The sequence below is a fragment of the Christensenella massiliensis genome (assembly GCF_040409835.1).
In the GTDB taxonomy this organism is placed as follows: Bacteria; Bacillota; Clostridia; order Christensenellales; family Christensenellaceae; genus Christensenella; species Christensenella massiliensis.
Genome location: NZ_CP117826.1, coordinates 480,475 through 495,672, shown reverse-complemented (window position 1 = coordinate 495,672; position 15,198 = coordinate 480,475). Strand labels below are relative to the sequence as shown.

General features: G+C 46.9%; 15 protein-coding genes. All 15 read left to right on the top strand.

The genetic code is table 11. The annotated features are described in order from the left end of the window. The 15 genes from hisG to PUP29_RS02345 all read left to right on the top strand — a co-directional run bounded on the left by hisG (position 1) and on the right by PUP29_RS02345 (position 15,188). On the top strand, positions 1-633 hold the full coding sequence (gene hisG / locus PUP29_RS02415) for an ATP phosphoribosyltransferase (RefSeq protein WP_079547414.1): 633 nt from the start codon (positions 1-3) through the stop codon (positions 631-633). Between the two features lies 1 nt (position 634). Further along, complete coding sequence (gene hisD, locus PUP29_RS02410) at positions 635-1,918, top strand: histidinol dehydrogenase (RefSeq protein ID WP_079547415.1); 1,284 nt, start codon at positions 635-637, stop codon at positions 1,916-1,918. 11 nt (positions 1,919-1,929) lie between these two features. Further along, entirely contained in the window at positions 1,930-2,517 is a 588-nt protein-coding gene (hisB, locus tag PUP29_RS02405) for an imidazoleglycerol-phosphate dehydratase HisB (protein WP_353423759.1), read from the top strand. After that, positions 2,514-3,119 (top strand): imidazole glycerol phosphate synthase subunit HisH, encoded by a 606-nt coding sequence (hisH, locus tag PUP29_RS02400; protein WP_353423758.1) that lies wholly within the window; start codon positions 2,514-2,516, stop codon positions 3,117-3,119. The genes hisB and hisH overlap by 4 nt, the downstream gene beginning before the upstream one ends. Beyond that, positions 3,116-3,829 carry a 1-(5-phosphoribosyl)-5-[(5-phosphoribosylamino)methylideneamino]imidazole-4-carboxamide isomerase gene (hisA, locus tag PUP29_RS02395; RefSeq protein ID WP_079547418.1) on the top strand — a complete coding sequence of 238 codons (714 nt, stop codon included), beginning with the start codon at positions 3,116-3,118 and terminating at the stop codon, positions 3,827-3,829. Before hisH ends, hisA begins: the two co-directional genes overlap by 4 nt. Beyond that, entirely contained in the window at positions 3,830-4,588 is a 759-nt protein-coding gene (gene hisF / locus PUP29_RS02390; RefSeq protein ID WP_079547419.1) for an imidazole glycerol phosphate synthase subunit HisF, read from the top strand. 2 nt (positions 4,589-4,590) lie between these two features. After that, entirely contained in the window at positions 4,591-5,193 is a 603-nt protein-coding gene (gene hisIE, locus PUP29_RS02385; protein ID WP_079547420.1) for a bifunctional phosphoribosyl-AMP cyclohydrolase/phosphoribosyl-ATP diphosphatase HisIE, read from the top strand. 137 nt (positions 5,194-5,330) lie between these two features. Further along, on the top strand, positions 5,331-6,155 hold the full coding sequence (gene rpsB / locus PUP29_RS02380) for a 30S ribosomal protein S2 (protein ID WP_079547421.1): 825 nt from the start codon (positions 5,331-5,333) through the stop codon (positions 6,153-6,155). Positions 6,156-6,176: 21 nt separating this feature from the next. Then, positions 6,177-6,824 carry a translation elongation factor Ts gene (gene tsf, locus PUP29_RS02375; RefSeq protein WP_079547422.1) on the top strand — a complete coding sequence of 216 codons (648 nt, stop codon included), beginning with the start codon at positions 6,177-6,179 and terminating at the stop codon, positions 6,822-6,824. A gap of 656 nt (positions 6,825-7,480) precedes the next feature. After that, positions 7,481-7,705 (top strand): hypothetical protein, encoded by a 225-nt coding sequence (locus tag PUP29_RS02370; protein WP_079547423.1) that lies wholly within the window; start codon positions 7,481-7,483, stop codon positions 7,703-7,705. A 577-nt stretch (positions 7,706-8,282) separates the two neighbouring features. Next, complete coding sequence (locus PUP29_RS02365; RefSeq protein WP_353423756.1) at positions 8,283-9,482, top strand: sugar ABC transporter substrate-binding protein; 1,200 nt, start codon at positions 8,283-8,285, stop codon at positions 9,480-9,482. A gap of 176 nt (positions 9,483-9,658) precedes the next feature. Next, complete coding sequence (locus PUP29_RS02360; protein ID WP_079547425.1) at positions 9,659-10,591, top strand: ABC transporter permease; 933 nt, start codon at positions 9,659-9,661, stop codon at positions 10,589-10,591. Positions 10,592-10,623: 32 nt separating this feature from the next. Beyond that, a complete protein-coding gene (locus tag PUP29_RS02355; RefSeq protein ID WP_079547426.1) occupies positions 10,624-12,129 on the top strand; it encodes a sugar ABC transporter ATP-binding protein in 1,506 nt (501 codons plus the stop codon). Between the two features lie 12 nt (positions 12,130-12,141). Beyond that, entirely contained in the window at positions 12,142-13,062 is a 921-nt protein-coding gene (locus PUP29_RS02350; protein ID WP_079547427.1) for an ABC transporter permease, read from the top strand. Between the two features lie 158 nt (positions 13,063-13,220). Beyond that, positions 13,221-15,188, top strand: coding sequence for an FAD-dependent oxidoreductase (locus tag PUP29_RS02345; protein WP_353423753.1), 1,968 nt, complete (start codon positions 13,221-13,223; stop codon positions 15,186-15,188). Positions 15,189-15,198: the final 10 nt, after the last annotated feature.

Sequence of the window (15,198 nt, the reverse complement as noted above, 5' to 3'; positions counted from 1 at the left end):
ATGGAACTCACAGTAGCGCTCGCAAAAGGAAGACTTGCAAAATTTGCGGTCGATCTTTTTGAAAAATGTGGGATCGATGTGTCTGAATTACGCGGGGATACGCGCAAGTTAGTGATTTGCGACAAAAAAAATGAAATGAAGTTCGTCTTAGTAAAGCCCTCGGATGTTCCGGTCTACGTCTACCGCGGTGTAGCTGATATCGGTATTGCCGGAAAGGATACGCTCCTCGAGGAAGGACTGCCGTTATATGAAATGCTTGATCTGAAGTGCGGAAAATGTAAAATATGTGTCGCCGGATATCCTCATCAGAAAGAAAGGATCACTTCCAATATCACGCGAGTCGCCACAAAGTATCCGCGCATCGCAAAAATGTATTATGACGAAAAAGGAGAGGGCATAGAGATCATTAAGCTGAATGGGAGCATCGAGCTGGCGCCGATCCTCGACCTTTCTGATGTGATCGTAGATATTGTAGAAAGCGGGACGACGATTCGCGAAAATGGACTTACCGTTCTGGAAGAGGTATGCGATATCAGCGCACGTCTCGTAGTCAACCAAGTGAGCCTGAAAACGAAAGCGGAAAAGATACAGCCGCTGATCGGGAAGATGAAGAAAGCATTGGAGGATATGTGATATGCTGCCTATACTTTCCGCACAGGAAACAGAAAAAATAAAAAGGCGTCTTATGGAACGCGCTAATACAGATTACTCGCAGCAGCAAAAGATCGTAGATGAAATTCTTCAAGATATTCGGGAGAATGGTAATAGGGCACTGTTTTCCTATATCCGGAAATTTGATGGCTTTGATGTCAATGAAAAAAATCTCCTTGTGACGGAAGCGGAGCTTGAAGAAGCTTTTCGTATGGTAGAGCCTGAGCTTCTCGCAATCATGCGGGAGGCAGCCGTAAATATTGAGGAATTTCACAAGCGCCAGAGAAGAGAGAACTGGTTTATTGAGCAGGATGGAAAATATATAGGACAGTTGTATATACCGGTAGAATATGCAGGCGTCTATGTGCCCGGAGGAAAAGCTGCCTATCCGTCGAGTGTGCTGATGAACATTATTCCGGCGAAATGCGCCGGGGTAAAAAATATTTTTGTGGCTACGCCGGCACAGGGGGGAAAAATCGATCCCGTAACGGTCGCTGCAGCGAAAATAGCGGGTGCGCACCGTATCTATAAAATGGGGGGCGCACAGGCAATTGCAGCTTTTGCCTATGGAACAGAGAGTATACCATGCATGGATAAAATCACCGGACCGGGTAATATTTATGTAGCGTTAGCTAAAAAAAGCGTTTATGGACAAGCTGGGATCGATATGATCGCAGGGCCGTCCGAGGTGCTTATCCTTGCGGACGAAACCGCGAATGAACGTTTTATTGCGGCTGATTTTCTTTCACAGGCGGAGCATGATGAACTGGCAGCCTGCGTGCTTGTCACGGTAAGCGAGCAAAAAGCGCATGAGGTCCGCACAGAGATCCTGCGGCAGGCAGAAACTCTGCCTAAAAAAGAGATCGTCATGAAGTCGCTTGAGAATTACGGAACGATCATCGTTGCAGACACGATAGAGCAGGCAGTGGAAGCGGCGAATCATATCGCGCCGGAGCATCTGGAAATCTGTACGGGAGATCCGCAGGCTCTTCTTCCTAAAATACAGAATGCAGGCTCTATTTTTCTGGGGGAATTTGCGCCTGAGCCGTTAGGCGATTATTTCGCAGGCACGAACCATGTGCTGCCAACAAATGGTACGGCGCGTTTTTCCTCTCCGTTGAATGTGGACGATTTTCAAAAGAAATCCAGTGTGATATACTATTCCCGGGAAGAATTTGAAAAAGTGTACCGCAAAGTCCAGACATTCGCAAAAGCGGAGGGGCTGGAAGCTCATGCGCGTTCGGCGGCAATTCGTTTTGAGGACTGAGGGGGTAAAAGATGGAGAGAAAAGGCACGGTTAGAAGAAAAACGAATGAAACGAATATCAGCGTGGAACTGGCGCTCGACGGCTCCGGCGTTTACTCGGTCAATACGAGGGTCGGTTTTTTTGATCATATGCTTTCTCTTTTTTCTAAACATGCGATGATCGATTTGAATTTGTCTTGTGCAGGCGATATCCAAGTGGATGCGCACCATACGGTGGAGGATTGTGGGATCGCGCTTGGCGAGGCGATAAGGAACGCTTTAGGAAACAAGGAAGGGATCCGGCGCTATGCTACAAAATTTGTACCGATGGATGAAACGCTCGTCATGGTGAGCCTCGACATCAGCGGACGTCCTTTTCTGGCGTATCAGGCAGAATTGCGGCAAAATAAAGTCGGAGACTTTGACGCAGAATTATGCGAGGAATTTTTCCGGGCGGTTGCCGTCAATGCGGGGTTAACGCTCCATTTAAATATGCAATATGGGAAGAATACGCATCATATTCTGGAAGCATTTTTTAAAGCATTCGGGCAGGCGCTTCGGGAAGCGGTGTCATTAGATCCGCAAATCAAAGGCGTATTTTCCACGAAAGGCATATTATGATAGCAGTCGTTGATTACGGTATGGGCAATTTGCGGAGCGTTGAGAAAGCATTTGAATACCTCGGCTTCGATGTGCATGTTACAGATAATAAACAGGCCTTACGGGATGCGGACCATATTGTTTTGCCGGGGGTGGGGGCGATTGCCGACGCACTGATACACCTTGAGAAACGCGGCCTGACCGATGAGCTCATAAAGCAGGCAGAGAGCGGGAAACCGTTTTTGGGTATCTGCCTTGGAATGCAGCTGTTATTCGATAAAAGCTATGAAAACGGCGAATACAAGGCGCTCGGCTTGATAGAAGGAGAGGTAAGACCGTTCAAATTGCCTGATATGCGTGTTCCGCACATGGGCTGGAATTCGCTGGAAGCAATCACAAATCCGCTTTTTTGCAATAGCGGAGAAGTAAAATACGTTTATTTTGTGCATTCCTATCATGCTGCAATGGTGCCGGAGGAAAATGTGATAGCAAAAACAGAATATGGCTATCCATTCGTTTCGGCGGTAAGAAAAGGGAATCTATTCGGGCTGCAGTTTCATCCGGAAAAGAGTGGAGAAACGGGGCTTGCTATGCTGAAGAATTTTGGAGGTTTGAAGTCATGAAAATTTATCCTGCGATCGATATTCGGGATGGAAAGTGTGTACGTTTGATGCAGGGAGAGCTCACAAGGTCTACGGAATACGGCGACCCGATCGATATGGCTAAGCGTTGGGAAGACGAAGGGGCATATTATCTCCATGTCGTCGATCTTGACGCTGCATTTTCCGGTACCTTTGTGAATCAGGATATCATTACAAAATTGGTACAATCTATCAAAATACCTGTTCAAATGGGCGGAGGTGTACGAACAAAAGAAGATATCCGAGTCCGTCTTGATGATGCGGGGATCTCGCGTGTGATACTCGGCACGGTCGCGGTAGAGGAGCCGGAGCTTGTCGAGTGGGCCGTTGGCCGGTATAAAGATCGGATCGCAGTGGGGATCGACGCGAAAGATGGGAACGTTGCAATCAAAGGATGGGCGGAAAGCTCAGGGATCGACCCGGTAAAGCTGGCAAGCGAGATGCATCAGCGTGGGGTAGATAATATTATTTATACGGACATCTCGAAAGACGGCATGATGGAAGGGCCGAATTTGGAGAAAACGGAATTGATCGTGAAAAAAACATGGATGAATCTAATCGCCTCGGGAGGGATCAGCAGCTTGGAGGATATTCGAAAGGTACGTGCAACCGGAGCGAGCGGATGCATTGTAGGGCGTGCGCTTTACGACGGCGCTTTCACCCTGCAGGATGCAATGAAGGCGGCTAAGTAGATGCTGACACGGCGAATCATTCCTTGCCTCGATGTCCATGCGGGCCGAGTCGTAAAAGGGGTCAATTTTGTTGACCTAAAGGATGCGGGAGACCCGGTGGAGATCGCGAAAGCCTATAACGCGCAAGGTGCAGACGAGATCACATTCCTCGATATCACCGCGTCCTCGGATGACCGGGGGATCATGGAGGATGTTGTCGCACGAACAGCGGAGCAGGTATTTATCCCACTTACGGTAGGGGGCGGCATTCGGACGGTAGATGATTTCAGGCGCATCCTGAAAGCGGGTGCGGACAAGATATCGATCAATTCGACAGCGCTGAAAACACCGGAGCTGATAAATGATGCGGCGGCACGTTTTGGAAGCCAGTGCGTCGTTGTGGCAATCGATGCAAAGAAAAACGGCGGTAAATATGAAGTATATCTCAACGGCGGCAGAGTAAACACCGGAAAAGATGCTGTCGAGTGGGCAAAAGAAGCAGTGCAACGCGGCGCGGGAGAGATTTTGCTCACCAGTATGGATGCGGATGGAACAAAAGCGGGCTATAATATCGAATTGACGAAAATGGTCTGTGAAAATGTAGGAGTGCCGGTGATTGCATCAGGCGGAGCAGGAAAGCTGGAAGATTTTGCAGAGGTGATTCGCGAAGCGGATGCCAGTGCGGTACTCGCAGCGTCTTTGTTTCATTATAAACAGTTGTCGATCAAGCAAGTAAAGGATTATTTAAAGCAAAATGGAATTGCGGTAAGGAGCGTGTGATAATGGAAATCAAATTTGACGAAAAAGGATTAGTGCCGGCGATCGCGCAGGAAGCGCGCACAGGCGCAGTATTGATGCAGGCCTATATGAACAAAGAGGCGTTTGATAAAACGCTGGAGACCGGATATGCGCACTATTATTCCCGTTCAAGGCAAAAATTATGGAAAAAAGGGGAGACATCGGGCAACGTACAGAAAATCGTCAGTGTCAGTCTTGACTGTGACGGGGACTGTGTACTGCTGAAAGTAGAGCAGACCGGGGGCGCATGCCATACAGGGGAATATTCGTGCTTTTTCAATATGGTACAGGAAAATGCGAAGATAGCAAACGCTTCGATGCTCTATGAGCTTTATGATCTGATTGCGGACAGAAAAGTCAACCCGAAAGAAGGCTCCTATACCAATTACCTTTTTGAAAAAGGAATCGATAAGATTTTGAAAAAAATCGGAGAGGAAAGTGCGGAAGTGATCATAGCGTCTAAAAATCCCGGTACTTCCGAGCTTCGTTACGAGGCGGCCGATTTGATATACCATTTGCTGGTGCTGATGAACGAAAAAGGTCTTACTTTAACGGAACTGTTCGGAGAACTGCAGGGAAGAAGATAATTCTATTGCAATTGTGCAAATAGATGTGGTATAATATCATCCGATAACGCACCCAATGCGGATCCCGGCACTCGTGCCTGTAAGGTCATGCCGGATAAGAAGCTTGGGGAGGCATAAAACGAGGAGGTAAATTTATTATGTCAGTTATTTCTATGAAACAGCTTCTTGAAGCTGGAGTACACTTTGGTCATCAAACGCGCCGTTGGAATCCGAAGATGAAACGTTTTATCTTTACGGAGCGGAACGGCATCTACATCATCGATCTTCAGAAAACAGTAAAAGAAGTCGAAAAAGCTTATTATTTCGTGCGCGACATTGCAATGGATAATAAAACGGTTCTTTTTGTGGGAACGAAAAAGCAGGCGCAGGAATCGATCGAGGCGGAAGCAAAGCGCTGCGGTATGTTCTATGTTTCTAACCGCTGGCTTGGCGGAATGCTTACGAATTTCAAAACGATCAAAAGCCGCGTGGCGCGTCTGAACAAGATCGAAGAGATGGAGCAGAATGGCGACATGGATCTGCTGCCCAAAAAAGAAGTTATCCAGTTGATGCATGAGAAGGAAAAGCTTCTGAAAAACCTCGGTGGTATCCGCGAGATGAAAGACCTGCCGGGGGCATTGTTCGTCGTCGATCCGAGAAAAGAGCATATCGCAATCGCAGAAGCAAGAAATCTGGGGATTCCGGTCGTTGCAATTGTTGATACGAACTGTGACCCTGATGAAGTAGATTATCCGATCCCGGGCAATGACGATGCGATCCGCGCGGTCAAGCTCATCACCTCTAAAATGGCGGACGCTGTTCTGGAAGGCAAACAGGGAGAACAGATGGAGGAAGAAGCTGTGGAAGCTGCGGAAGTATTGACGGAAGCAGAGGAAGAGGCAGCTGCTGCAGAGGAGATCGCGGAAGAAATCGCACAGGAGATTCTTCCTGAAGCAGAAGCAACGACAGTAGAAGAAAACTAAGTAAGCGGAGGTAATTGACAGATGGTTTCGGCAAGTGATGTAAAGACGCTGCGCGAGCGTTCCGGTGCGGGCATGATGGATTGCAAAAAGGCCCTGCAGGAAGCAAATGGAGATATGGAAAAAGCAAGTGAACTGCTGCGGGAAAAGGGACTTGCGGCAGCAGTAAAGAAAGCCGGAAGAATTGCAGCAGAAGGTATCGTCGGCTCCTATATTCACATGGGTGGAAAAATCGGCGTTCTGGTGGAAGTAAACTGCGAGACGGATTTTGTTGCGAAGACGGATGCGTTTCAGGCTTTCGTAAAAGATGTTGCAATGCATATCGCGGCAGCAAATCCGATGTATGTGTCGGAGGAGGAGATCGATCCGGCAGTTCTTGAAAAAGAAAAAGAGATTCTTACCGCGCAGGCGCTCAACGAAGGAAAGCCGGCAAATGTAGTAGAAAAAATGGTAGAGGGCAGAATCAAAAAGTTCAAGAAAGAAATTTGCCTGCTCGATCAGCCGTTTGTAAAAGATCCTGACAGAACGGTTCAGGAGTTGGTAAACGATCAGGTCGCTACGATTGGTGAAAAAATCTCTATCCGCCGTTTCACCCGTTATGAAATGGGCGAAGGCCTTGAAAAGCGGCAGGACGATTTCCAGAAGGAAGTTATGGAGCAGGCTGGCCTTTGATTTCCAACTCACTTTTGGGAATCATTTAAATAATTATTCCTAAAATCAGACCAAACATTCAAAGAGTGTTTATTTGTAAAACATGCATCTAAACACTCTTTTTTATTTTACTCAAGAAATGTTATGGGTACAAAAAGTACTTTTATAAAGCTGTAAAATGGTTCTCATGTTTCAAAATGACTGTCGCATCATTTAGGAAAACTGGAGACGGGCAGGTATAGGGAAAATAAGAGAAAAGATGATTTGATTTTTGGAAAGAATTGAGTGGACGGAGACATGTACTTTTTTCAAAATAGTTTTTGTCAAAATAATGCATATATGCTAAAAATAGTTTGAGGTTATGCGGACTAAAAAAATGTGCTTTTAAAAAACAGAATAGACTAAAAAACTTGAGGGAACTTGAGGGGGAAATCCTGTTAGTTATGGATAAAAAAGTAGAGAAAATTTGGTATGGAGCAAAATCGAGCGGTTTCCACAGCTAAGCATTCCCGTGCGCGTTCATTGTGTTATTGTCTGTGGCATCCGACGCCTCCTTATGCGACGTATAGGCGACACTATCGGTACTCGACAAGGGGAAGTGCTGTGTACTGTGCGGTAGTGCGTATGGCACTGCAAGTTCTGGTTGTGCTCGACAAAAAAATAGGCGAAGAACAGTGATGAGGTGGTATGAAAGCGTATCCATGGTAGCGGTATACGCGCATGACGGTGCTACGTACATCGTGAAATGCGACAGCGAGGGCAATGTTTTGGACGATCTCACAGGTAAGGTATACGATAAAATCAATGTAAGAGCGAATGCGGGAGCGCCGTCGGTGGCTTTTGAAAATACAATTGTCGCTGAAACGTGCAGTTTTCAGATTGTCGGCATGAAAATCCTTTAAATGAATAAGAATTATTAAATTTTGTCATGACCGATGACATACGCCGATCTCCGTAGTTCGTAAGGAGAAACGTGTTTATATAAAAACGGCAAAATAAATACAAGTTTTCAATAAAACAATATAGAAGACGGAAAAAAGACATATTTTTCAGAGAAGTTTACGGCTGAATACATGCTGTTGATAAAAGATGAGCATACACAGATTACACAAGAAAAATAATAACAGCTTTGGTACAACTTATTATTGTTTTTACTAAAAAACTCTCTATTTTTTAATAAAAATGTAAAAAAAAGAAATAATAATACAAGTTTGTGCTCGAAAACAATGTTTTATAATACAAGTTTGTGTTGAAATGGCGGAAAATCCGTTGACACATGTATTGTAAAATGTTAAATTACATATAGCGAAAAGAAATAAAATTCTTTACTGAGAATTCATAAGAGAAAATTGAAATGAATGCCTATATGGTAGGCGTCTAAAAAAGAGGAGGGACGCTGCCGGTGTATTTTGTTTACCATTTTTAAAATAGTTTGCCCGAAAGGCAAAATAAAGATACAAAAGGAAAAGGAGAAAGATCATGTTAAAAAAAGTTTTGTTAGTCGTAATGTGTGTTGCATTACTGGGAACGATGATAGTAGGGTGCTCGTCCCCTACATCCGAAAGCTCTGCGCCAGTAGCGTCAAACGATGCGTCGGCTACAGTAGAGGCAGCAAAAGATAGTGTTGCACCCAAAGCGGACGGTGAAAGAATCAAAATCGGCGTTAATTTTTTCAATTACACAATGCCTCTTGCGCAGGATTTGAAAAGGATGATCGATTCTGCGGCAGAAGCGCTTGACTGTGACGTTGAATACGCAGCAAACGATTTTGAGGATGAAAAGGTTGTTACCGGTATCGAGAACCTGTTCGCAAGTGGATGCGACGCGGTCATTGTGTGCAATACAGCTGAAGGCCAGATCCCTAAAGCGCTGAAGGTTGCCGAGCAGTACGATGGCAAGGTATTCCAGTTCTTCCGTACGCTGAATGAAGAAGAGGTGAAAGACGCAGCGTTCTCATCCCCGTATTATGGCGGACAGGTACATGAGGACGAAATGCAGGTTGGTTACAACATGGGCAAGATTGTCAACGACAAAGGCTGCAAAAATGTTGGCATCATCAACTACAACCACGGCGACCTCACGGCAGAAACAAGATATGAGGGCTACATGAAAGCTTTTGAAGAATTCGGTATCAATGTTGTTGCCGAAACATGGGAAGTAGCGACAGGCGAGCAAGGCACGCAAGTTACGGAAAACTATCTGGCTTCCTATCCGGAAATGGATGCGTTGGTTGTTGTAGGAGGCGGTGGTGAGAACTTGATTGGCGCAATGAGTGCGCTACAGAAAGCAAACAAGACGGACGACATCGTACTCGTTTCCACAGACTTCACGGATACGCTGATTGAAGACATGGAAAGTGGTACGCTGGACGCTATGTCTGGTGGTCATTGGTGCGACCCATTCTTCTCGTTCATGTTGGCTTACAACTCCGTTGCAGGCGCTGAGTGGGCGCAGGAACCGGTAGAGATTGCCATGGATATGATCTATGTAACGAGCGCAGAAGAAGCAAAACAGTATGACGAATGGTTCCGCGGAGACATCCTTCCTTACACGGCGGAAGAAATCCAGCAGCTTTCTATTACACATAATCCTTCCCTGACAAAAGATGAATTCATAGAAACGGCCCAGAGTCTCTCGTTGCAGGATGTTATGGAAAGACATGCCGATCTTAAAGAATAAGCGTGGTTTAAATTAAAGTAATCAATTAAAAAGAAGCCTGAACCTGCCCGGGACGCTGCAAAGTCTCGGGCAGGGAAAAGGCAAACTGGTTTTAAAGGAAGATGTGGTTTTGCGATCTCTTCTTAGGACAAATACACAGGAAAAGAAATAAAACGGAGAAACGTAGGTAAAATCTTATGAAAAACAAAGTGAAGAGTTTAGTTTTACTGCTGGGTTTACTCGTTGCTACCTATTTAGTGTTCTTTATCTTGCAGCCCACACGTTTTGGCAGCGCGGAAAGTTTGTTTATTCTGTTGCAGCAATGCCTGCTGCCATCCATCGCCGCCTGCGGCTTTTACTTCGTGCTGACGATGGGGTTGTTTGATTTCAGTATTGGCGCAAATATCATTCTCAGCGCGCTCGTAGCGTGCATGCTCTCCGTACAGTTTGGTTTCGTGGGGCTAGTGATCGGCGCAATTTTGGTAGGAACGTTGGTAGGCGTAGCAAACGGATTTTTGTATCTGAAGTTTAAGATACCGTCCATTATCGCTACGGTAGGACTAATGATTATTTACGAATGCGTTGCAAGCTACCTGGCGGGCGGAAACAGTTATGTATTGGCAGAAGAATACCGGATTTTAGGACAGGCGCCGTGGAATATTATCATTGCGGTCATCGCGTTTGCGATCGCTATGTTTATTATCAAATTTACACGTACAGGTATTTATATCAAAGCAATTGGAAAGAACGAACCGATGGCGCAGAATATGGGCGTTAACGTTTCAAAATATAAAGTAATCGGATTTATTCTCTGCGGTTTCTTTACAGGGATCACGGCGTTGCTGACGATTTGTTATAGCTCAACGGTTATACCCGTACAGGGTATGAGCAGCATGTCCAGGAACTTTACGCCGATTATGGGTTGCTTTATCGGGCTGGCGTTCAAGAAATATGTCAATCCGGTTATCTCGATTATCATCGGTGAGTTTATTATAGCGATGATCATCAGCGGGATTATGACCAATGGGTTGGATTCGACGCTGCAAAACACGATCATCGGCGTAATTCTGTTGGTCATTGTGGCGGCTATGGGCCTCAAAAACAAGGGAAAGGCCGAAGTGGTTAAATAACCGCTTGCGTGCGGGCAAAGGAGGAAAAAAGAATGAGTAAAGAAGTACTGATTAGAACTCAGGACCTTTCCAAAACATTTGGTACGACCAAAGCCGTAAAGCAGGTTTCCTTTGAAGTATACAAGGGAGAGATCCACGGCCTCATAGGGGAAAACGGCTCGGGAAAATCGACGATTACCAATATGATCACGGGGATCCATACCGTGACCTCGGGTGAAATGTTTTTAGAAGGGCAAAAATACGAACCGAAAAACCAGCTCGACGCGAACAGGCATGGCGTCAGCATCATCGTGCAGGAAATGAACACTATCGAAGACCTGACTGTAGCGGAGAATATCTTCTTTGGTAACGAGGAGCTTTTCATCAGGAACGGGGTCATTGATTCCAAGGCAATGAACAAAAAAGCGCGGGAATACCTGGATGTTTTCGGCTTTGATAAAATAAATCCGGCTGACGACGTGGTACATTACACGTTTGAAGAAAGAAAAATGATCGAGCTTGTAAAAGCGACTTATTTCAATCCTAAGTTGCTGGTTGTGGATGAAACGACGACGGCGCTCTCGCACGACGGCCGCGAAAAGCTTTACGAGTTGATTCGACATGTAAAAAATAGAGGTGGCAGCGTGATCGTAATTTCGCACGACCTGCAGGAAGTGCTTGAGCTTTGTGACTCTATTACCGTCCTGCGCGACGGCGAGCACATCAAATCCTTTCCAGTGACGGATGAAATCACAGAGGATGATCTGAAAAAACATATGGTCGGACGTGAGCTTTCCGGAAAATATTACAGGGAAGACACACATTCCAATATCGAAGGCGAGGTCGTGATGTCACTCAAAGACGTCAATGTGGAGGGCATACTCAGCAATATCAATTTAGAGCTGCACAAAGGTGAAATCCTCGGTATCGGCGGCCTCACGGAATCGGGCATGCACGAACTGGGTAAGGTGATGTTCGGTGCGCTTGAAAATCAGACGGGTACGGTAAGCCTGCCGCAAAAGAATGTGGAAATAGGCAGTATTAAGACGGCGATTGCGTCCGGCGTAGCATATGCTTCAAAAAACAGAGACCAGGAGGGCTTGATGATCAATGCCAGCATCCTTGATAACGTGTGCCTGAGCAGTATGGACAAGCTCCAGAGAAAAGGATTTATTTCTCCCAAAAGGGAACGTAGATTCACGAACGAATATGCAACCAAGATGAACGTAAAGATGGAGAATATCAACCAGTTTGTGTCGGCGCTTTCCGGCGGCAACAAGCAAAAGGTCGTCCTTGCAAAATGGCTGGGGCGGGATTCGGATATTCTCGTTCTGGATAGCCCGACGCGCGGGATTGATGTCATGGTAAAGGCGTCTATCTACGAGCTGATGCAGGAACTTACGAAGCAGGGTAAATCCATCGTAATGATTTCCGAGGAAATCCTAGAGTTGATCGGTATGTGTGACAGGCTGGTCGTGTTAAAAGACGGCGAAATCACCGGCGAACTGCTCCGCGAAGAGGGACTTTCCGAAGAAAAGATTATTCACTACATGATCTAAGGGGGAAACATCATGAATAAAAAGATGTTACAAAGCGCTGTCCCGTACCTCGGACTTGTGATCGTCATTGTATTGTTTACCATACTGACACAAGGAAAATCCATGGACGGCTCCAACTGGAAACTGATTATAGAACAGGCGCTTACATTGCTTATTTGTTCAGCCGGCGTTATGTTCGTCATGACGATGGGATCACTCGATTTCTCGCAGGGTTCGATTGTGGGTCTCGCGTGTTATGCGGCGGCGGTCGTATCGAGCTTCAGCATCCCGCTGGCCATCGTGGCGGCGGTCGGTGTGGGCGCGGGCATAGGCCTTTTAAACGGCGTGATGCATGCAAAATTTAAAATACAGTCCTTTATCGTTACTATGTGCACGATGTTCATTTTCCGTGGCTTGGTCGTGTTCTTTACGAGCAACTTCCCTGCAGAGACGCCTTATGCGATTTATGATTACGACAATCTGGTCGGAAAATTCATCGTCGTAGTGGCCATCGTGGCAGCCGGATTCATTGTGTTCAGATTCACCAAGCTGGGACGGCAGGTACGTGCAATCGGTTCGGGAGAGATTGCTGCCGCTTATTCCGGCGTAAACGTAGACCGCACCAAGATACTGGCATTCGTCATTGCGGGTGCGCTCGCGGGCATAGCGGCGTTTTTCGCACTGGTGCGTACGGGCAGCGCTACGGCGCAGACGGGTAATCTGATGGAAACAAATGTAATGATCGCATTGGTTTTGGGCGGGCTTTCCGTATCCGGCGGTGCGAGATCCAACTACATGGCGGTTATTATCGGCGCCATGATGCTCACCTGCCTGACAAACGGCCTCGTCCTCATTGGGGCGGACCCGATCACGCAGCAACTGATCAAGGGTATTATCTTCCTATTGTGCATTATTATCACGACGGACAGAAAGAGCGGACTGATCAGCAAATAATGAGACCTACACTCCTGAATATTTCTTGTGTGTGACCCGGGCGGCGCGGTTTTGATAGGGCTGTGCCGCGCAAGGTCGCACAGATTTTAAAGCAAAGGGTGTTTTTGATAGTTACATCCTTAAATATATAAAACATGCAATAGAAAGGAAAGCTTGCAATGGAAACACGAAACGACTTCAAACACCTGTTGTCTCCGTTTACAATGGGTAAAGTGACCTTTAAAAACAGATTTGTTTTCCTGCCTCATCATACGGGCTATGCGCTTGACGAGGGATATCTGGAGAATGGACTGTTTTCAGACCGGAACGTAAGGCATTACGTAGAGCGCGCCAAGGGCGGCGCGGCTGCTGTAACGGTGAGTCAGAATGTCGATCCGAACAGTCAGATGTCTTTTAAATATGTTTTAGGATTTGAACCACGGAATAAGGATAATTTCAAACGGCTTGCAGACGAAGTACACGAGTACGGATGTAAAGCGATTACTCAACTGAATCAGGGCGGCCACACGACCCTGATGAATCCTCCTCAGCTTTTGGTCGCCCCGACGCAGATGAACGAGCCGTATTGCCATTTTAATACAAAAGAGCTTGAAAAGGAAGATATGGAGCTCATCAAGGAATATTATGTGAATTCTGCTGCATGGCAAAAAGAACTTGGATGGGACGCAGTCGAGCTGAAAATCGCGCACGATGGGCTTTTACGTACTTTTGTCTCGCCATTTTTCAACCGCAGGGAGGATGAATATGGCGGAAGCTTTGAAAACCGTATGCGTTATCCGTTGGAAGTGATAGCGGCCATCCGCGAGGCGGTTGGGCCGGATTATCCGATCGGTATCCGGTTATGTGTGGACGAGTTTACATGGTATGGATATTCGCTTGAATATGGGATGAAGATTGCCAAAGCTCTGGAAAAAGGAGGCGTCGATTACCTAAGTACGGACGCGGGTACTTTCAGTAGCTGGTATATGCAGATTCCGCCGTCGCCGTTGCCGCTTGGTTGGGCGATTTATGAGAGCGCGGAACTTAAGAAAAATGTAGATATTCCGATTACGGCATTCGGGCGTATCAACGACCCTGTGCAGGCGGAAACAATTCTTGCGGAAGGTAATGCGGATTTGATTGGCATGTGCCGCCAGTTGCTTTGCGATCCGCAGACGCCTAATAAAACGATGGAAGGGCGGCTTGATGATATCCGCCACTGTATCGGCTGCAACGAGGGTTGCGTAGGCGTTGACGGGATTTATGTAGAATGTATCCAAAATCCCGGTGTGAGCAGGGAAAAGCGGCTGGGCATCGGGACTCTTGAAGAGGCGAAAGAAAAGAAACGTGTTATGGTCGTCGGCGCGGGCGTAGCGGGCCTTAAGGTAGCGGAAATCGCGGCCAAGCGCGGCCATAACGTACAGGTATACGAAAAAGACAGTGTTGTAGGCGGACAGGTGCGCCTTGCAGAAAAGCTCCCCTACCGCAACGAACTTGAGGAAGTGTACCGCTATATGAAAATACAACTGCAGGAACTGGGCGTTCCCGTACACTATAACACAGAGGTGGATGAGGCGCTGGTAATGCAGGAGGATCCTGAGGTGCTGGTGGTGGCGACAGGTTCTTCGCCGCTCATTCCCGATTTTAAGGGACTCAAAACGGCTGAAATGGCAGTCATGGACGTACGCACGGCGCTCAAGAACGTAGAAAAAATCGGCAATAACGTGTTGGTATACGATGATATTGGATTTTGGCAGGGCGGCGGCGTAGCGGATTACTGTCAGGCGCTAAACGCGCAGGTGACGGTGGTGACACCGTCCGCGAGCGTGGGAGTGGATATTGAGAGTGGGCAGGCATACCTGCTCAACAAGCGCCTTTATGAAAATGGTGCGCGTATCATTACCAATCACGCGATTGCTCGCTTTGACGGCGGGGACGTTGTTTTAGAGAATGTTTATAACCACGAGGAAATGCGGCTTGGCGGACTGGATACCGTATTGATTGCAGGACAGAGCCGGTCGGTAAACGGTCTTTATAAGGCATTTAAAGGTAAACGGCCGGAAGTATATTCCGCAGGCGACTGCGTAGCACCGCGCGCAATAGAACAGGCGATCTTAGAGGCCGAAGTTCTGGCGCGCCGGATATGATGGGAGGCAT